Source organism: Pseudomonas sp. AC070, assembly GCF_979258635.1.
The window spans coordinates 397,254-415,416 of sequence record NZ_OZ409871.1; the positions used below are offsets into that span (position 1 = coordinate 397,254).

Genomic DNA, 18,163 nt, shown 5'->3' on the forward strand with positions numbered 1-18,163 from the left:
ACGGCGGTGGGGTAGGTCGGTCGGTTCTGTCAGCGCCAGCGGCGGAAGATCAGCGAGGTATTGACCCCACCGAAGGCGAAATTGTTGTTCATCACGAATTCGTTGTTCATCTGCCGCGGCTCGCCGCGCAGGTAGTCGAGGTCGGCGCACTGCGGGTCGATGTTGTCCAGGTTCAGGGTGTGGATATAACGGTCGCTGTTGAGCATTTCGATGCTGAACCACGACTCCAGTGCCCCACACGCGCCCAAAGTGTGACCCAGGTAGCTTTTTTGCGAGCTGATAGCCATGCCCGAGCCGAACAGGCTGGCGGTGGCGTGGGTTTCGGCGATGTCGCCTTGTTCGGTGGCGGTGCCGTGACCGTTCACGTAGCCGATGGCGTGCGGGTCCAAACCAGCGTCTTGCAGAGCCAGTTCCATGGCGCCGCGCATGGTCACCTGTTCGGGTTTGGTCGCATGCTGGCCGTCGGCGTTGCAGCCAAAGCCAACGATCTCGGCGTAAATCGTCGCGCCACGGGCTTTGGCGTGTTCGAGTTCTTCAAGCACCAACATGCCGGCACCTTCACCGATCACCAGCCCGTCGCGGCCGCTGTCGTAGGGGCGTGGCGAGGTGTGCGGTGCATCGTTTTTCAGGCTGGTGGCGTACAGCGCGTCGAACACCATGGCTTCGGTGGGGCAGAGTTCTTCCGCGCCGCCGGCCAGCATCAACGGCAGGCGGCCGAACTTGATCGCTTCGTAGGCATAACCGATGCCCTGGCTGCCGCTGGTGCATGCGCTGGACGTGGGAATCAGACGGCCTTTGAGGCCGAAGAAAATGCTGATATTGGCCGCCGTGGTGTGCGGCATCATGCGGATGTACGAGTTGGCGTTGAGGCCGTCGGCCACCGAGTTGAGCAGCATATTGCCGAAGGCTTTGATCTCTTCGGTGCTACCGGTGGACGAGCCGCAGGCCACGCCCATACGGCCATCGCGAATGCTTTCATCACCGAGCAAACCAGCGTTGGCCAAGGCTTTTTCAGCGGCCAGCACCACCAGGCGCGACACTCGGCCCATGCTGCGCAGTTGTTTGCGGTTCCAGGTTTTCGGCACCACGAAATCGTCGATGGGCCCGGCCAGACGGGTATTCAATTCGGCGAAGCGATCCCACTCATGCATACGGCGAATGCCGCTTTTGTTGGCGCTGAAGTTGGCTTCGATGCTGGCCCAGTCACTGCCAAGGGATGTGATGCCGGCCATGCCGGTAACTACCACGCGTTTCATCAGCACAGGCCTCCATTGACCGCGAGCACTTGGCGGGTGATGTAGGCGGCTTCGTCCGACATCAGGAAATTCACCGCGCCAGCCACTTCTTCCGGGGTGCCCATGCGTTGGGCAGGAATCATCTTCATCATTTCTTCAATCGGCAGATCATCGTCGAGCATGGCCGTGTCGATCAAACCGGGGGCCACGCAGTTCACGGTGATTTTGCGTTTGCCCAGTTCAACCGCCAGCGCTTTCGCCGCGCCGATTACGCCGGCTTTCGAGGCGCTGTAGTTGACCTGGCCACGGTTGCCGATCATGCCGGACACCGAGGTGATGCAGACAATACGTCCCGGTTTGCGTCGGCGAACCATCGGCATGACCAACGGGTGCAGGATGTTGTAGAAACCGTCCAGATTGGTGCGCAGCACCACGTCCCAATCTTCTTCGCTGAGGGCCGGAAAGGCGCCGTCGCGGGTCAGGCCGGCGTTGCACACCACACCGTAATAGGCGCCGTGGGCCTCGACATCCGCTTCGAGAATTTCCCGGCAGGCGGCGCGCTCGGCCACATCGAATTGCAGAATGCGTGCCTGCTGGCCGAGGGCGACGATTTCTGCCTGCACGGCTTCAGCTTCAGCGCGGCCACTGCGGCAATGCAGCACCAAATCAAAGCCAGCGCGGGCCAGGCGCAAGGCGATGGCGCGGCCGATGCCACGGCTGGAGCCGGTGACGAGAATGGTGTCAGTCATGTGCAGGTTCTTCCAGATAGCTGGCCACGTGGGGCGGGCGGAAAACGTTGAGGCGCGCGTGGGCGTGAATGCCCGGGCCCGTCAGGTTGCATTCGAAAACGCCCATGCCGTTGTCGTCTTGCAACGAGCGCAGGGCATGAATGTGCAGCTCGGCGCCGAGGGGAAAGGCCTCGACGTTGCATTGGTAATTGCGCGTGCCGAGCAGGAAACCCAGCTCCACCGGCAGGCCGGCCTGGCGCGCCTGGCAGCCGGCAAACGCTGCCACGCTTTGCGCCATCAGCTCGATGCCGACCCACGCCGGCAGGCTGCCGTCGGCCTGACTGAACAGACCACCGGCGCGCACGACCAAGCGGGTGTGCACGTCTTCGTCGGCGAAGCTCAGCACTTCGTCCACCAGAATCATGTCGGCGGCGTGGGGCACCAGTTCGGCGATGGGCCAGACGCTCATGAGCGCACCTGAGCAGTCGGCGTGGTGCCCAGAATCAAACTGATGTTGTTGCCGCCAAAGGCGAAGGAATTGCTCATCAGGCGCTGTGGGCCGGCGCGCTCCAGGCGTGAGCTGACGTTTGTAAACGTAAGGGCGGGCAGTTGCTCATCGCGCTGGCCGTCCCAAATGTGCGGTGGCAGGCGCTTGGCGTTCAGGCTCAACCAGCAGAAGGCGGCTTCCAACGCGCCGGCCGCGCCAAGGGTATGGCCGGTCATGGGTTTGCTGGAGGAACACGGCACGCCGTTCGGGAACACCGCCGATACGGCCAGGCTTTCCATGGCGTCGTTGTGCTGCGTGGCGGTGCCGTGCAGGTTCAGGTAGGCGATGTCGTCTGCGCTCAAACCAGCGTTGGCCAGGGCTTGGCGCATCACCTGTTCGGCGCCGCGCCCTTGCGGGTCGGGGGCGGAAATATGGTGAGCGTCGCAGTTGGCGGCAGCGCCGAGCAGGGCGATGGATTCAGTGCTAACGCCGGCATCGCGGGTCATCAGAAACAACGCCGCCGCTTCGCCGATATTGATACCGGAACGGTTGCGCGAGAACGGGTTGCAGCGTTCATCCGACAGCGCTTCCAGCGAGCCGAAGCCGTTAAGCGTCAGTTGGCACAACGAGTCCACACCGCCGCACAGCACCGCGTCGCACAAGCCGCTTTGCAACAAACGACGGGCGCTGAGCAAGGCGCGGGCGCTGGAGGTGCAGGCGGTGGAAATCACGTAGGTCGGGCCGCCCAGTTCATAGTGCGCGGCCAGAAATTCTGCCGGCGCCGAGAGTTCTTGCTGACCGTAGTGGTAGTCGGCCGGGAATTCGCCTTCTTGCAGGAAGGTGCGAATGCTTTGGGTCGCTTCATCGATGCCCGAGGTGCTGGTGCCGAGCACAACGCCAATGCGGGCATGACCGTAACGGGCGATGGCCTGCTGAATGTCCACATCGATTTGTTCAGCGGCGGCCAACAGCAATTGGTTATTGCGGGTCTGGTAGACGCGATTGGCGCCCGCAATCACAGGCAGCTCGGCGTTGACCGCGCCCACGGGCAGCGGGCGCTCCGGCACCCAGCCGGCTTGCACCTGCATGCCATCGGTGTCGCCGGCGAACAGGCGCTCGCTGACGTGGTGTTTGTCATTGCCTAGGGCGCAGAGCAGGCCCAGGGCATTGAGGTAGGCGGTCATGGCAACGTCTCGACGCGGTAGCTCAGCCCCGTCTGGGTGCTGAGCTGAAAATTCAGGGGTTGCTGGTAATCCACGCGCCAGCGCGCGGCGCCCGCTTCCATCAGGCGGCGTTGCTGCGCCTGTTGCTGCCAGTGCGCCTCGGGGTAGTAGACGGACACTTGCTCGGCCGGAGTCAGGGCGAACAGCAGGGCAGCAAACAGCTCGCGCGCCTCGGGGTTGGGCGGCAGCAGGCCGTCATTCTGCCATTGCTTGCCGGTCAGCAGTTGGCGCGCCACAGGAATGCCCATGGGATCGATCAACGACCAGCGCAGCGCCGGGCCTTCCTGTTGCAGCACCAAAAACCAGTCCTGGGTTTGCCCTGCCTGTTCACGCTGCACATGCAATTGCAGCGGCAAGTCCAGACGCGGCGCGTGCGCTGGCAGCGGCGCCTGATGGGCACAGGCGCTTAGCAGCAGGGCCAGCAGCAGGGGCGCGAAGAAGCGTTTCATGCGCTGTGGCTCGCCAGTGGTTTGCGCACGGCGGCGTTCACCAGGGTTTCATTGCGCTGGCCCACGGCTTTGGGCTTCACCAGCTTCCAGCGTTCCAGCAAACCGAAGTCGGCCGAGCGGCTCCACCACAGGTAAGGGTACGAAACGTTCTGCGGTCCAAACTCGAAACCCTGGGCGCGCAGCATGGCCAGGTATTCGTCGGCGCTGCGTTGCACGTGCATGGGGTGACGGAACAACCAGCGAATCACCCAGGTGTCGATGTAGTACCGGGTCGACTCGGCAAACAGCAACCAACCGCCCGGTTTCAACACGCGCCAGAATTCGGCCAGCGCCGCTTCCTGTTCCACCAGGTGGTGAAAGGTCTGGTGGCAGAAAATCACATCGACGCTGGCGTCCGGCAGTTGAATCGACGCGCAGTCGCTGCTCAGCAATTGAACCGCCAAGCCTTCACGCTCGGCCTCGGCGCGGCTCATGGTCAGGCTGTGCGGGTCGGCGTCCAGGCCAATCAGCTGCGCCGGGGCAAACGCGTTTTGCAGCAGACGGAACGACTTGCCCTGCCCACAACCGGCGTCCAGCAACACCGCATCGCTGGGCAGCGGCTGGCCGAGCAGGCCTTTGAGGTCGTCGATCGCCACGCGCAGCACGTGGTGCTGCCAGACGTGACTCTGCAAGAACCAGAAACCGAAACGGGTTTCCTCAACGTAGTTGCGGCCCGCTGGGTTGTGCGGCGATGGCTGGATCGGTGCGTTCATCGGCTTATCGTCCTTGTTACGCGGTGGCGCACAGCTCGGCCAGCACACGCAGGCGGCGTTTGGGCTCGGCGACATAGGGGTTTTTCAGGTCCCAGGCGTAGCCGGCCAGAATCGAGCAGATCATGCCGCGAATTTCCGGGGCGGCGGCGGGGTGATAAATCACGTCCTGGAAGCTTTCGTCGTACCAGCCTTCCACATAGGCCCGGAACGCATCCACGCCACGTTTCAGCGGCGCGGCGAACTCGCTTTGCCAGTCCACCGTTTCACCGTTCAGCTGACGGTTGAGCAAGCCGGCCGCCATGCTCGCTGAACGCATGGCAATGGTGACGCCGGAGGAGAACACCGGGTCGAGAAATTCCGCCGCGTTGCCCAGCAGCGCAAAGCCTGGGCCGTGCAGAGTCTTAACGTTGGCTGAGTAGCCGCCGAGGCTGCGCACGGGGGTGTCCCACTGGGCGTTTTTAATCAGGTTGCCCAGGCTTGGGGTTTCCTCGATAAAACTGCGCAGCGCCGCTTCCATATCCTCTGGACGACCCTCATAGCGCTCGCTGGACGCCACCACGCCCATGGAGCAGCGGCCGTTGCTGAACGGGATCAGCCAGAACCACACGTCACGCATGGTGGGGTGAGTGGTGACGAGGATTTTCTCGCGGTCGAAAGTGGTGTCTTCGATGCGGTCTTCGATGTGGGTAAACAAGGCCTGGCGCACCGGGAAGGCCGACGGCGCTTCCAGGTCGAGCAAGCGCGGCAGCACGCGGCCGTAACCGCTGGCGTCGAGCACGAAGTCGGCTTGCACGCGGTATTCGCTGCCGTCCAGGCGGCGCACGGTGGCAATCGGCGTGGCGGAGAAATCGGTGGCGACGATTTCTTCTTCGTAACGGATTTCCACGCCCTGCAGCTCGGCCTGATCGGCTAGCAATTTGTCGAACGTGGCGCGCTGCACCTGGAAGGTCCAGCCCTTGCCGTCGGTGAATTTGTCGCGGAAGTCAAAATGCGTGCGGCGCTCGCCCCAGGCAAACGCGGCGCCGTTCTTGCGCTGGAAACCTGCGGCTTCAACGGCTTCGAGCATGCCGGCTTCTTCGACGAAGTCCAGGCAGTGCGCCAGCAGGCTTTCACCGATGGAGAAACGCGGAAATTGCTGACGCTCGATGATCAGCACGTCATGCCCGTTGCGTTTCAACAGGGCCGCGGCGATAGCGCCAGACGGGCCTGCGCCGATGACCAGTACGCGGCGCTGTTCCAATTCAAGCGACACCATGGGGACTCCTTGTGGCGGACTGTTGCGAAGAAAATCGGGATTTGCCCACGCCCAGCAGGGCGGGCAGCAAGGTGGAAAACAGGCTCATGAGCAGCAGGCTGAAATAGGTCAGGGCGTCGATCAATTGCAGTTGCAGCAACAGATTGAGAAACACCACTTCGGTCAGGCCGCGAATATTCAGCAGCACACTTTCCGACCATTTCAGCCGGTGGCTGGCGTCGGGCAAGGCCCAGTGCAAGCCGAGCCAGCTGCCGAGCAATTTGCTCACCACCGGCAACGCCAGCAGCGCGCCAAGGTGCAGCCAGGAATAGCTGGCGCCGATGCCGTGGAAATCTACCCGCAGCACGCCGCAGGTCAGAATCAGCGGAATGGCCAGGCCATTGAGCAGCCACTTCCACTGCGCGGTGGGCAGCGGCAGGGCGAACGGTTGTTTCAGCCAGGCCAGGCACAGCATGTAGCCGATGCCAAACACCAGCGCGTTCAGTTTGAGCTGCTGAAACACCAGCATCAGGGCGAAGAACGGCAGGCTGTAAAACAGCGCATGGCGCAGGCCCAACCCCTTGTTCAACAGCAGCGGCAGACCGGCGGCCAGCAGCGGCCACAGCAAGGTGTGCGGGTCGGCGCTGCCTTGGGCCAGGCCGAACAGACTCCAGCACATCAGGTCCATCAGAATCGCCGCGTGCAGCAGACGTTTGATGCCCTCGGGCGGGTAGCCGATGTTTTGCAAATACAGGAACAGCACCGGAATCGCGGTGATGGAAAACAGCAAGCCGATGCCCACCGCGCTCAACCAACCGCTTGTGCCCGGCAGCAGCCACAGCGCGGCGGCGATGCCGGCCAGCAGCGGCACGGCGAAACTCGGCAGGGCGATTTTCAAGCTGGCGCTGCTGACGTGAAGGTCCACCACGTCGCTCAGGATGTAACCCAGCAGCAGGGCGAAACTCAAGTTGTACAGCAGGCTCAGCCAGGTCGGTGCCAGCAGTTCGTTGGCGCTGAGTTGCCAGTGCGGTTCTACCCAGGCCAAGAGCAGCAACGGAATCGCCAGGCTGGCGACCAACAGCTGGCCCACGATGGGAATCAGCCGTTGGCGCCCCAGCAGCGCGACGCCGCCGTACAGGGCTAGGGCCAGCAGCCAGAAAAACATCACCATCACGACGCGTGCTCCGGGTCTTCGTGGCTGTGTTGCTCACCCGCCCAAGGCGAGAGCAGAAAGCTGAACGCCAGGCCGATGGTGATAGTCAGGCCGAAGTTACTCACCGCCGGCGTGCTCGACAGCGCCAACAAACCAAACGACAGCCAGGTGGTCAGCGCCGACATCAAGGTGCCCAGCAAACTGGTGGCCTCGCCGCCGACCCGCTCGCGCATGATGATGGCGTAATCCACGCCAATGGCCGTTACCAACAGCAGGCCGAACAGGCTGAACAAGGTCAGCGGCTGCCCCAGCCAGCCCAGGCTCGCCAAGCTGGCCAGTGCCGCCAGCAGCGACACCGCCAGCACTCGCGCCGCGCCGCGCGGTCCGAACGGCAGGCAGAGCAGGGCGAAGATCAGCAGGCACGAGGCTAGTTTCAGTTCCGCTGCGCTGATTTGCGTGGCGGCGAACAGACGATTGAGCTGCCCGAGGCGGTCGATCAGTTTTACCCCAGGCAAACCGTCGGCTTGGGCAACCAGCAGGTCGGCGTTGCTCAAGCCTTGCAAGCTCACCAAACCAGCCACTTCGCCTTCGCCGGTTGGCCCCAGCCACAGCGTGCGCCACGGCTCGCCGAGTGTGCCGGCCAAGGCTTGTTCAATGGTGCGGTTGGGCAGGGCTTGCAGTTGCCGTACTTCGGCTTCGACCTGTTGCGGCGTAACGCCGAGCGCCTGCAAGGCTGCGCTGTTAGTCGGCACGGCGCTGAGCGAGGCGCGCAGGCTGTTTTGCTCCGAGGCCGGCGCCACCAATTGGCTCAGTGCCAGGTAACTTTTCAATTTGCCGTCGGCAACCAGGGCGTCGAGGCGCTGGCCGAGCAGGTGCTGGCGTTGCAGCAGTTGTTCTTCGTCTTTGCCGCGTACCAGATAGAACTGGCTGGTGGGCTGAAAGCCAATGATCCTGCTGATTGCCTGCGACTGTTGCAGCAACTGCGGCGGGGTACTGGCCCATTGGCGCAGATCGTCCTTGTGCTGCAGTTGCAGCACGCCGCCGGCGCAGAACAGCACGAAGATCAGCAGCAGCCACGGCGTGCCGATACGCGACAGCAAGCGCCGACGCCAAGCCAGCAAACGGGTGGCCAGGCCATACGGTTTGGCCCATGGCACGATCGGCCCTCTGCCGAGCAAGGTCGGCAACAAGCACACCGCACACAGGTAAGAACCCAGCAGGCCGGCCGAGGAAAAAATGGCCACCTGGCTCAAGGCCGGGAATGGCGTAAACGCCAGCGCCAGGTAGCCAATCACGTTGGTGGCCAGGCCCAGGGTTAGGCCGAGGAACGTGGCGCGCAGCGCCTGCCAGCTGTTCCACGGTTGCAACGTCCAGCTTTTGGACAGCAAGTGCAGCGGGTAGTCGATGGCCACGCCAATCAGGCTGGCACCGAGCACCAGCGTCAGGACGTGAATCTGCCCGAACACCGCAACGCATGCGGTAAGACCGGCGAGCACGCCGACGGCGGCGGGCAGCAGCGCCACCAGCACGCGCAAGCGGCGGAAGGCGACCAGGATCAGCAGCAAGGCGCCAATGCTCGACACGCTGCCCATAAAGCTGATTTCGCGGGTGGCCTGACGCTGGCCGTGGGCCGAGTACAGCAGCCCGCTGGTGGCCAGCAGCTCGCCGCCTTGCGCTTGAACCTCGGCGCGGGCTCTGGCTACCAGGGTTTCTACGGCCAACGGCAGGTTGCCATCGAAGGCATCGCCACGGGTGCGCGCGCGCAGCAGCGCCCAGGTTTTGCCGTCACTTTCGGCCAGCAGTGCGCCGCTCAGGTCGACTTGCACGTTGTGGGCACGCGGCAGCTTTTTCTCGATCAGGGCGCCAAGGCCCAGCCAATCCTGCTCGGTGGCGATCAGCCCCTGGCTGCGGAACGGGTCGAATAAATCCTGCACGCGGCGTTCGACGAAGGCGCGGGGGTCTTGCTGGAGCAGTTGGCGGTCTTCATTGCTGAGCAGGGCCAGGCGGTTGTCGAGCACTTGCTGGCGCACCTGGGCGAGGTCGTAGCTGACATCCCACTGCACTTTTTCGAACAGTTTTTCCTGCTGCCATTGCTGGCCAATGGCGGCCGCCTGGCTCAGGGCTTTCTGCCGGTCGGGAAAGCTGATCAGCACCACCAACTCGCGGTTCAGCGGTTCCTGAACGATTTTTTCCGCGCGCTGTTCCAGCAGGTCCGGCGTGTCGCTGGGCACCAGTTCCAGCAGATTCGCGGAAATCGGCGCACCGCCGCGCCACTGCCAGGCGGCCACGGCCAGCAGCGCCAACAGCGCGACGGTAAAGAGCCGAGGCCCCCAGTGATCAATCCGCGAAAGCATGACGGTCCGTGTCGCTGAGTTGGCTCTCGGCGTGGCTATCGGTCAGGCGCAGCACGGTGCTGTCGCCCTGGGTTTCACGCAGTTCGATGCGCGCCACTTGCTCGCCGCCCTGAATCTGAATGGCGCTGAAAATTTGCTTGAGCATCAGGCTGCGCGGCGTCAGGTCGAGGGTCCAGGCGCCGGCTTCGCCGCTCAGTCGCAAGTCGAAGTCCTGGCGCAAGCCGCTGCTGTCGCCTTTGAGCACAGCCAGAAACAGACGGTTCTGCTGGGCGCTGGCGCTTTGCTGTGCCACGGGCTGCCAACCTTGTGGCGTGCGCTTGGCGATGCCGCTGCCGTCGATGCGGTATTCCTGTTGCAGCGGCGTTTGCAGTTGCCAGAGCAAACCGAGGTCTTTGCTCAGCACAAACTGGCCCGTGCTGGTCAGCGGCTTGGGCAACGCGCGCAGGTGTTTTTCCTGCACGAACGGGCCGCGCACCACGGCGGGCTTGGCCAGTTGCGCGGCCAGTTGGTCGAGGTCGAAGGCGTGGGCTAGCGGCGTCAGCGCCACGCTCAACAGCAGGGCAAGAAAGCGCTTCATGCGATGGCGCGCTCGACGGCCTGAACGAATACGGCAGGCGAGGCCAGCTGCATTTCCAGGCTGGCGATTTCTACCGCCACTTGCACGCTGCTGGCGCGGGTCATGCGCTCGCCGGTGGCGGCGTCGCTGATCAGGTAATTGATCTTCAGGCGGTTTTCCCACTCCACCAGATCGGCGCGCACGATCAGGCGCTGACCGAACTTGGCACCGCGCATGTAGCGCAGTTGCAGGTCGATGATGGGCCAGGCGTAACCGGCCTCGCGCATGTTCGCGTAGTTGTGGCCGATCTTGTCGAGCAGCGCGCAGCGCGCCACTTCCAGGTACTTCACGTAGTGGCCGTGCCAGACGATTTCCATCATGTCGACGTCGAAGAACGGCACCATCACTTCGATCTCGGTTTGGATCACGCCCTGGCTACGCATACAGGCTCCAATGGCGGCTGCGGATGCGCGTCAGACACAGGCGCAGTTCGCGTTCCAGGGCGCGGTCTTCGATCACCGGGGGGAAGTCTTCGCCCAGTTGCTGGTGCATGGCGGCAAGCGATGGTGGCAGCGGCCGAGCGTCTTGCTCGTGGCCTCGTAGCCACACGCCCTGGTTGGCGGCGATCAAGGTGGCGGCGGCCACTTGCTCGGTCAGCTCCAGGCTGCGCAGAGCGTCGCGTGCGGCGATGGTGCCCATGCTGACTTTGTCTTGGTTATGGCATTCGGTGGAGCGCGAGAACACGCTGGCCGGCATGCTGTTTTTCAGCGCCTCGGCGGTCCAGGCACTGGCGCCGATCTGCACGGCTTTGAAGCCGTGGTTAATCATCGCCGTGTGGGCCGGCGCGCCGGACAAGTTACTGGGCAGGCCGTGGTTGTAACGGGCGTCGACCAGCAGCGCGAGCTGGCGGTCGAGCAGGTCGGCGACGTTGGCCACCAGGTTTTTCAGACCGTCCATGGCAAAGGCGATGTGCCCGCCATAGAAGTGCCCGCCGTGCAGCACGCGCTCGGCTTCGGCGTCGATGATCGGGTTGTCGTTGGCGCTGTTCAGCTCAATTTCAATGAACTGGCGCAACCAACCCAGGCTGTCGGCCAACACGCCGAGCACATGGGGCGCGCAGCGCAGCGAGTAGCGGTCTTGCAGGCGATGCAGCGGTGCGGTTGGCGCGTCGATGGCCAGGTCTTTGCGCAGCCAGGCGGCGACTTGCGTTTGCCCCGGATGCGGCTTGGCGGCGAACAGGCGCTCGTCGAAGTGCTCCGGGTTGCCTTGCAGCGCCACCACATTGAGGGCGGTGATGCGCGTGGCCAGTTGGAGCAGATAGTCGGCGCGCGAATAGGCCAGGCAGGCGAGGCCGGTCATCACGGCGGTGCCGTTCATCAAGGCCAGGGCTTCTTTGGGGCGCAGGGTCAGCGGCTGCCAGTCGAGCTCGGCATGCACCTCTGCGGCGCTGCGCACTTCACCACGGAACAGCACGTCGCGCTCGCCGGTGAGGGTCGCGGCCACGTAGGAAAGCGGCGTCAGGTCGCCGCTGGCGCCCACCGAGCCTTCTTCCGGAATCAGCGGCAGTACGTCGTGATCGAGGAAGGCTTGCAGGCGTTCCAGCAGTTCGATGCGCACGCCGGAGACTCCCTGGCACAGCGACTGCAACCGCGCCGCCAGCACCGCGCGGGTGGCGACCGGGTCGAGCAATTTGCCCAGGCCGCAGCCGTGGAAGGTGAACAGGTGTTGCGGCAAGGCCTCAACGTGCTCCAGCGGCACCGCCACCACGCAGGAGTCGCCGTAGCCGGTGGTTACGCCGTAAATCACGCCTTCTTTGTCGAGCAACGAGTCGAGAAACTGCGCGCCTTTGGCGATGCGCTGGCGGAATTCGCCGTCGCTTTGCAGGGCGGTTGGGCTGCGTTGTTCGGCCAGGTTGACCACCTGCTCAATGCTCAGCGGTTGGGCGCCGAACACCACGGTGGAGGCGTGCGTGTTAGTCATGGGCTATCCAGAAGGGGAAGAAATTGAACCATTGCTGCGGCGCTTGCAGGCAGTAGTGCGCCAGCCGCTCGGCATACGCTTGGGCATGCCGCTCGATCACCTGCTCGCGGTCGCTGCGGCGCCATTCAATGCGCTCAGCGAAAGGCTCGAGGGTGACCTGATAACGGCCGTTGAGTTTTAGACAGAACAGCAAATTGATCGGGCATTGCAGCAAGCCCGCCAGCAGCCACGGGCCTTGCGGCAGCTCGGCCGGGTGGCCGAGAAAATTCACCCGCGCGCGGCGCCCGCCATGCAGCGGCACGCGGTCGCCGGCAATCGCCAGCCACTCGCCGCGCTCCAGGCGCTGGCTGAGTTGCAGCATGATCGCGGCGTCCAGCTCACTCACCTGAATCAGGCGCAAATGGGTGGCACCGGCCTGGTTGAGCAAGCGGTTGAATTGCTCGGCGTGCTTGGTGTGCACCAACACATTCATCTGCACTTTTTCGCCCAGTTCGGCCAGGGCGCGACAGACTTCGAGGTTGCCCAGGTGCGCGCCCACCAGCATTTGCCCGCGTTGTTCACGGTGCAGCTTGCCGCGCACATCGGTGTTGTCGATCAGGGTGACCTGCTCCAGGCCCAGGCGCCCGCTCCAGACGTCGAGCTTGTCGAGCAAGGTGTCGGCGAAGGCCATGAACTGGTTGAACACGGAGCGGCGGGTCGGCTGTAGATCCGGGCGTGCGCTCCAATCGGCCAGACGCTGCTGATACTCCTGCACGCTGTGCCGCGCGGTTCGCCCGGCCAGGTAGAAATACAGCACGATCACATGCAGCAGCGGGCTGAGCACGCGGCGCCCGAGGTTGCGCGCCAGCCAGGCAGTGAAAGCCATCAGCAGGTAGCTGCCGCGCTCGTTATGCCGTGCCCAGTGGCCGTTTTTCATCGCAACCACCGGCGAGCGAGAATGGCCGGCGAGCGCCAGAGCATGCCGAAGAACAGGATGGCGTGCATTTTCGAGATCAGCACGTTGTCGAGCAGCACGCGAAAATGCGAGAGGCCATCTTGCGGGTACTGCACCTTGACGGGCAGCCAGATCATGGCCTGGTTACGCCAGCTCAGGCGCACCAGCACTTCGGTGTCGAAGTCCATGCGCTTGCCCATCTTCACCGAGTTGATTAGCGCCAGCGTCGAGGTCAGCGGGTACACGCGAAAGCCGCACATGGAGTCGCGAATCTGCAGCGACAGGCTGTTGATCCACACCCACACGTGGGTGATGTAGCGCGCATACAACCGGCCTTTTGGAACGCTGTGATCGAACTGCGGGTAGCCGCAAATCAGATGGTCCGGCTGCGCCGCTGACTGCTGCAAAAATTGCGGCAGGTTGGTCAGGTCGTGCTGGCCATCCGCGTCCACTTGCAGGGCGTGGGTAAAGCCCAGCCGAGCGGCTTCACGCAGGCCCGCCATGACGGCGCCGCCTTTGCCCTGGTTTTCCGAGAGGCGAACAAGGTGGGTGTTTTCCTGGGTGACGAGTTGATCCATCACCGCCGCGCAGGCCGGGCTCGACGCATCGTCCACCAGCACGCACGGCAGGCCGCTGGCATGCAGCGCCTCGACCACGGCGGGCAGCGCGTGTTCGTGGTTGTACACGGGGATCACCGCGCACACGGCGTGGCTGGCGGGCGGCTTAGGCGTCGACACGGGCCGCCTCCAGCAAAATGCGCCCGGACGAGCACGGGGCTTCGCCATTGCGGTAGCTGAAATACAACTTGCCGCGCTCGGCATCGAAGCGCAGGTGCAGCTGCAAGCGGTCGCCGGGGCGCGCCAGTTGCTGGAACTTCAGCACTTCCATGCCGCAGAAACGCGGTGGCAGGCTCATTAACTGACGGGCCAGGCTTTGCGCCCAATCGACCTGCACCACGCCGGGCAGAATCGGCGTTTTCGGGAAGTGCCCGGTGAAGTGCGCGAGGTCCAGCGGCACGTCCAGCTCCAGGTGCCATTCGCCGTTTTCTTCGCGCTGGCTGACCACGTCTGGCCGCACCGTGCGCGGTGCGTGCAGTACCTGGTCGAGCAGCGCTTGCGGCAGTTTGCCCTGGGCGTTCAACGGCAGATGGCGCACCAGACGCCAGCGACGTGGCAGCGCGAGGGCGATGCAGTGCGGGCTCAGGTGCTTGCGCAGGCTGTCGGTGACGGCGCGGCGACCCTGATTACGCAACGCGTGCAAGCCGGCGTCGTTCAGCGCCACCAGCGCGCCGAGGTAGGCACGCTTGTCGTGCACCACGCCAAAGCGCGCCTCGCCTACCCACGGGTGAGTGGCCAGCGCCTGCTCGAGCATGGGCAGGGAAATACGGTTTTCTTCCAGTTTGACGATGCGGTCGAGTCGGCCCAGCAGTTCGAAACGGCCATCGCCATGCAGCGTAGCGCCGTCGGCGGTTTGCTCGGTATGACCGGGTGCGAGGTAAGGCGAGCGAATGTACAGCGCGCCGTCGTCGTTGAGGCCGACGTGCACATCGGCAAACGGTTGCCACAGCGAACCACCTTGGCGCCAGGCGATGCCGCCGGTCTCCGAGCTGCCGAATATTTCGGTGGGCATCTGGCCCAGCAGTTCGCCCAATTGCGCGCCGGTTTCTGCTGGCAGCGGGCCGCCCGAGGAAAACACCCGGCGCACGCGGCTCAGTGCCTGCCAGTCGAGGTTGTCGCCCATGCGCTTGAGCAGCGCCGGGCTGGCGATCCAGGCGAAATTTGCCTGGGGCAGGCTCAGGCGTTGCAGGTCTTCGGGGAACGGCTGGGCGCGGCGCACAAATACGCGGCCGGCACACAGCGGCCACAGCACGCGGAATAACAACCCGTAGATGTGCTGCGCGGCCACGCTGCCAACGATGACGGCGTCGCCCAGCTCGTCGCCCCACAAAGCTTGCAGGCCGGCGACTTCGTTGTGCATCTGGCGCAGGGTTTTGTCGATCAGCTTGGGCTCGCCGCTGGAGCCGGAGGTGCACAGGGTCAGGCCAATAAAATCGAGATCGAGCGTGGCGGCCGGCAGCGGCTCGGCGTGCAGCTCGGCCAGGTGCGTGTCGCCGTCCAAGTCGCTGAGCCACAGGTCTACCAATGGCGCCAGGCGTTCGCGGCTTTGCGCTTGCAGGTCGGCTGGTAGCAACACGCGCACGCCGGCACGCCAGGCGCCCAGCAGGGCGATGGCCAACTCGGCGCTGTCTTCCAGATGCACCGCCATGTTGCGCACCCCGCGGGTTTGCAGGCCGGCGGCGACGCTCAGCGCTTGCACGCACAGGTCGGCATGTTGCAACGCGGGCTCAATGGCGACCGGGCGTTGCAGCACGGGGCTGAGCAGGTCTTGCAGGGCTATCCATTTCATAGTCGGCATTTCATAGCTGGCACTTCATCCCTGGGCTCGCACACGTTGGCGCACCAGCCATTCACCGGCGAACAACAGGCCCATCAATACGTAAGAAATCACCCCGGTGTAGAGCGTCCACCAGCTCAACGGCGCCCAAAGCGTGAGGGCACTGACCAATAGCGCGTTGAACACAAAAAAAACGCACCACACTTTGGTCACCTGCCGGGTGTAGACGATGGCCACCTCGGGCAGCTCCGGCTCACGCAGCCGGGCCAGGCGTTCAACCATCGGCGGGCCGTATTTCAGGCTGAGGCCGAACAGCCCCAGGCCGAACAGGCTGATGAGCGCCGGGTACCAGCGCAGCACCTCGTGACTGTCCGCCAGGCCCAGCAATACGCAAAAGCCCAGCGCAGCGATGGCCATGCCGCGGCTGCCCGGACGTTGCCCCTGCGTCAGGAAACGCGCCAGCCACAAGCCGCCGAGCAGCAGGGCAAAGAAGCGCGGCGACAGGTGTTGCTGGCCGTAATACACCGCAAAGGGGTAGGCCAGGCCGGCCACCAGCAGCACCAGACCGATCAGGCGGTTCATGCCATGTCCACAAGCAACAGCATCAGGCGGCGGGCGCGTTGACCAGGCGGTACACCGCCTCGACCACGTCACCGACGGTTCGCACGGCCTTGAAGTCTTCGGCGGCGAGTTTCTTGCCGGTTTTGCGCTTGATGTGGTCGATCAGGTCGACGGCGTCGATGCTGTCGATTTCCAGGTCCTGGTAGAGGTTGGCTTCCAGGGTGACGCGCTCGGGCTCAAGCTCGAACAGCTCGACCAGCGACTCGCGCAGGGTGTTGAAGATTTCGTCACGGTTTTGCATGGTCGTCTCTCTTACGCGGCTTGCTGTGCAGACACGAACACAGCAAGGCTAGCCACGTTGGCGAAGTGCTTGCGGGTGTCTTTGGCGTCGGCGTCAATCTTGAAGCCGAAGCGCTTTTGGATAGCCAGGCCCAGCTCCAGGGCGTCGACCGAATCCAGGCCCAGGCCTTCGCCGAACAGCGGCATCTCGGCGTCGATATCGTCGGGGCCGATGTCTTCCAGGCCCAAGGCCTCGATGATCAGGTTTTTTATTTCAAGTTGCAGATCGCTCATCTTTGGCGAGCTCCTTAATAAAGTGTTGGTGCAGATGTTCGTTGAGTTTGCGCGAGGCGATGGGCGCCGAGCTGCGGGCGGCGAATTGCTGCGGGTCGATGTCCTCGCCCACGCGCATTTTGAAGTGGAAGCGCCGCGCCGGAATGCGGTACCAAGGCTCGGCCTTGGTCAGCGTGGTGGGCGTTACGCTGATGACCACCGGCGTGACCACCGTTGCACCGCGCAAGGCGATAGCGGCGGCGCCCCGGTGAAACTCCGGCGCCTGCCCCGGCGTGGTGCGCGTGCCTTCGGGGAATATCACCAGGGTTTGCCCTTCACGCAGCGCGCCGGAGGTTTCGTCGAGCATGTCCATGCTGCCGCTGTTGCTGATGTATTCAGCCGCGCGAATAGGCCCGCGCATGCTGGGGTTGTCCCACAGGCTTTGCTTGACCACGCAGTTGGCGTCGCGGATGAAGGCGATCAGCACCACCACGTCGATCAGCGACGGGTGATTGGCGATGACCATTTGCCCAGGACGACCGAGGCGCTCGATGCCTTGCACTTCAAACGTGAGCACGCCGGTGCGGTGCATAAATTCCACGAACGCGCGGAACGTCCAGCTCACCGTGGCACGGGCGCGGGTGCGGCGCGCTACGGCGTCGCCCGGCAGCAGCGACAGCAGCGGAAACACCACGATGCGCAGCAGTACGCCACCGACCCCGAACAGTGTGAAGCTCAGGGCGGTTGCGATCAGGCGCCACCAATAGGGCGCGCTGTAACGGCTCAGGCGCTGTTCTGTTGCCAGCTCCATTGTCGATTCCTCCAACGATGCTCCAAGGCGGTTGCGCCATTGCTCAAGGCGCGAACCAGATTAAGTGCGTGCGGCCACTCTGCGGTGGCTGTATCGGCAGGTGTTGCGTGTGCTTGCGTTTTGGTACTCAGGTGCAGGTTCCAGCGGGCGCCCGGCGTCAGTAGCAGCGCGACGGCGTAGGGAAACGGAACATCACTCACCCAGCCGGCATAGGCGGCGGGCGGCGTGTCTTCGGCAATCACCAGTAAAACGGCGGGCGCACCATCGGCCAGTAACAACTGCGCCTCGAGAACTGCATGTTCCAGGCCATCGGCTTCGCCGGCCAGCGCGGTCATTTCGCTGGTGTCGCCGCGCATGATCGACCACTGGCCGATGATGGCGTTGTGCACGGAGAGGCTGAATTGAGTGGGCGACAAGGGCGCGCCAGCACTGACATCGCTGAGCAACGCAAAGGTGCGCGGGGTTTCACCGTGGCGGGAGACGAACACCAGCGGCAGCGGCGCGCCATGGGCGTCGGCCAATGGCCAGGCGACGCTGAATGCCATGCGCGCCAGCGGGCTGAGGCGGCGGCGTTGCATGGCAGGAAGAAAGCTGACATCGGGCAACGAATCGCTGGCGGCAGGGGGCTCGGACTGTTGGCTCCATGCCAGCCAGTCAGCTTCCTGCTCCAGGCCGGGGGCCCAGGCACGCCATTGTTCGATTGAAAAATGCATCGGCAGCTTTTGCGTCCATGTAAAAAAAGGCGATCGCTCTTGGCTTG

At 64.0% G+C, this 18,163-nt stretch carries 20 protein-coding genes; all 20 read right to left on the reverse strand.

Annotated elements, in window-relative coordinates; translation table 11 throughout:
- Positions 1 to 29 precede the first annotated feature (29 nt).
- The 20 genes from ACZZ0Q_RS01660 to ACZZ0Q_RS01755 are packed head-to-tail and all read right to left on the reverse strand — an operon-like array spanning position 30 to position 18,116.
- On the reverse strand, positions 30 to 1,256 hold the full coding sequence (locus ACZZ0Q_RS01660; protein ID WP_463540315.1) for a beta-ketoacyl-ACP synthase: 1,227 nt from the start codon (positions 1,254 to 1,256) through the stop codon (positions 30 to 32).
- Positions 1,256 to 1,984, reverse strand: coding sequence for a 3-oxoacyl-ACP reductase FabG (fabG, locus tag ACZZ0Q_RS01665; protein WP_463540314.1), 729 nt, complete (start codon positions 1,982 to 1,984; stop codon positions 1,256 to 1,258). The genes ACZZ0Q_RS01660 and fabG overlap by 1 nt, the downstream gene beginning before the upstream one ends.
- Entirely contained in the window at positions 1,977 to 2,432 is a 456-nt protein-coding gene (locus tag ACZZ0Q_RS01670; protein WP_122451536.1) for a hotdog family protein, read from the reverse strand. Before ACZZ0Q_RS01670 ends, fabG begins: the two co-directional genes overlap by 8 nt.
- Positions 2,429 to 3,634, reverse strand: a complete 1,206-nt coding sequence (locus tag ACZZ0Q_RS01675; protein ID WP_463540313.1) for a beta-ketoacyl-[acyl-carrier-protein] synthase family protein — start codon at positions 3,632 to 3,634, stop codon at positions 2,429 to 2,431. The genes ACZZ0Q_RS01670 and ACZZ0Q_RS01675 overlap by 4 nt, the downstream gene beginning before the upstream one ends.
- Positions 3,631 to 4,122, reverse strand: coding sequence for a DUF3261 domain-containing protein (locus tag ACZZ0Q_RS01680; protein ID WP_463540312.1), 492 nt, complete (start codon positions 4,120 to 4,122; stop codon positions 3,631 to 3,633). Before ACZZ0Q_RS01680 ends, ACZZ0Q_RS01675 begins: the two co-directional genes overlap by 4 nt.
- Positions 4,119 to 4,874, reverse strand: a complete 756-nt coding sequence (locus tag ACZZ0Q_RS01685; protein WP_463540311.1) for a class I SAM-dependent methyltransferase — start codon at positions 4,872 to 4,874, stop codon at positions 4,119 to 4,121. The genes ACZZ0Q_RS01680 and ACZZ0Q_RS01685 overlap by 4 nt, the downstream gene beginning before the upstream one ends.
- Positions 4,875 to 4,890: 16 nt before the next feature.
- Positions 4,891 to 6,129, reverse strand: a complete 1,239-nt coding sequence (locus tag ACZZ0Q_RS01690) for an NAD(P)/FAD-dependent oxidoreductase (protein ID WP_463540310.1) — start codon at positions 6,127 to 6,129, stop codon at positions 4,891 to 4,893.
- A complete protein-coding gene (locus tag ACZZ0Q_RS01695; RefSeq protein ID WP_463560992.1) occupies positions 6,116 to 7,279 on the reverse strand; it encodes a sodium:proton antiporter in 1,164 nt (387 codons plus the stop codon). Before ACZZ0Q_RS01695 ends, ACZZ0Q_RS01690 begins: the two co-directional genes overlap by 14 nt.
- A complete protein-coding gene (locus tag ACZZ0Q_RS01700; protein ID WP_463540308.1) occupies positions 7,279 to 9,615 on the reverse strand; it encodes an MMPL family transporter in 2,337 nt (778 codons plus the stop codon). The genes ACZZ0Q_RS01695 and ACZZ0Q_RS01700 overlap by 1 nt, the downstream gene beginning before the upstream one ends.
- A complete protein-coding gene (locus ACZZ0Q_RS01705; RefSeq protein WP_463540307.1) occupies positions 9,599 to 10,192 on the reverse strand; it encodes an outer membrane lipoprotein carrier protein LolA in 594 nt (197 codons plus the stop codon). Before ACZZ0Q_RS01705 ends, ACZZ0Q_RS01700 begins: the two co-directional genes overlap by 17 nt.
- Complete coding sequence (locus ACZZ0Q_RS01710) at positions 10,189 to 10,614, reverse strand: acyl-CoA thioesterase (RefSeq protein ID WP_463540306.1); 426 nt, start codon at positions 10,612 to 10,614, stop codon at positions 10,189 to 10,191. The genes ACZZ0Q_RS01705 and ACZZ0Q_RS01710 overlap by 4 nt, the downstream gene beginning before the upstream one ends.
- Positions 10,607 to 12,151, reverse strand: coding sequence for an HAL/PAL/TAL family ammonia-lyase (locus ACZZ0Q_RS01715; protein WP_463560234.1), 1,545 nt, complete (start codon positions 12,149 to 12,151; stop codon positions 10,607 to 10,609). Before ACZZ0Q_RS01715 ends, ACZZ0Q_RS01710 begins: the two co-directional genes overlap by 8 nt.
- Entirely contained in the window at positions 12,144 to 13,067 is a 924-nt protein-coding gene (locus tag ACZZ0Q_RS01720; protein WP_463540305.1) for an LpxL/LpxP family acyltransferase, read from the reverse strand. The genes ACZZ0Q_RS01715 and ACZZ0Q_RS01720 overlap by 8 nt, the downstream gene beginning before the upstream one ends.
- Positions 13,064 to 13,822, reverse strand: a complete 759-nt coding sequence (locus ACZZ0Q_RS01725; RefSeq protein WP_463540304.1) for a glycosyltransferase family 2 protein — start codon at positions 13,820 to 13,822, stop codon at positions 13,064 to 13,066. The genes ACZZ0Q_RS01720 and ACZZ0Q_RS01725 overlap by 4 nt, the downstream gene beginning before the upstream one ends.
- Positions 13,809 to 15,491 (reverse strand): AMP-binding protein, encoded by a 1,683-nt coding sequence (locus tag ACZZ0Q_RS01730; RefSeq protein WP_463540303.1) that lies wholly within the window; start codon positions 15,489 to 15,491, stop codon positions 13,809 to 13,811. Before ACZZ0Q_RS01730 ends, ACZZ0Q_RS01725 begins: the two co-directional genes overlap by 14 nt.
- 24 nt (positions 15,492 to 15,515) lie before the next feature.
- A complete protein-coding gene (locus ACZZ0Q_RS01735; protein ID WP_463560235.1) occupies positions 15,516 to 16,061 on the reverse strand; it encodes a COG4648 family protein in 546 nt (181 codons plus the stop codon).
- A 22-nt stretch (positions 16,062 to 16,083) separates the two neighbouring features.
- Positions 16,084 to 16,341 carry an acyl carrier protein gene (locus ACZZ0Q_RS01740; protein WP_463540302.1) on the reverse strand — a complete coding sequence of 86 codons (258 nt, stop codon included), beginning with the start codon at positions 16,339 to 16,341 and terminating at the stop codon, positions 16,084 to 16,086.
- A gap of 11 nt (positions 16,342 to 16,352) precedes the next feature.
- Positions 16,353 to 16,613: a phosphopantetheine-binding protein gene (locus tag ACZZ0Q_RS01745; protein ID WP_122451521.1), complete on the reverse strand. Its 261-nt coding sequence runs from the start codon at positions 16,611 to 16,613 to the stop codon at positions 16,353 to 16,355.
- Positions 16,594 to 17,403: a lysophospholipid acyltransferase family protein gene (locus ACZZ0Q_RS01750; RefSeq protein WP_463540301.1), complete on the reverse strand. Its 810-nt coding sequence runs from the start codon at positions 17,401 to 17,403 to the stop codon at positions 16,594 to 16,596. The genes ACZZ0Q_RS01745 and ACZZ0Q_RS01750 overlap by 20 nt, the downstream gene beginning before the upstream one ends.
- Positions 17,376 to 18,116 carry a beta-ketoacyl synthase chain length factor gene (locus tag ACZZ0Q_RS01755; RefSeq protein WP_463540300.1) on the reverse strand — a complete coding sequence of 247 codons (741 nt, stop codon included), beginning with the start codon at positions 18,114 to 18,116 and terminating at the stop codon, positions 17,376 to 17,378. The genes ACZZ0Q_RS01750 and ACZZ0Q_RS01755 overlap by 28 nt, the downstream gene beginning before the upstream one ends.
- Positions 18,117 to 18,163: the final 47 nt, after the last annotated feature.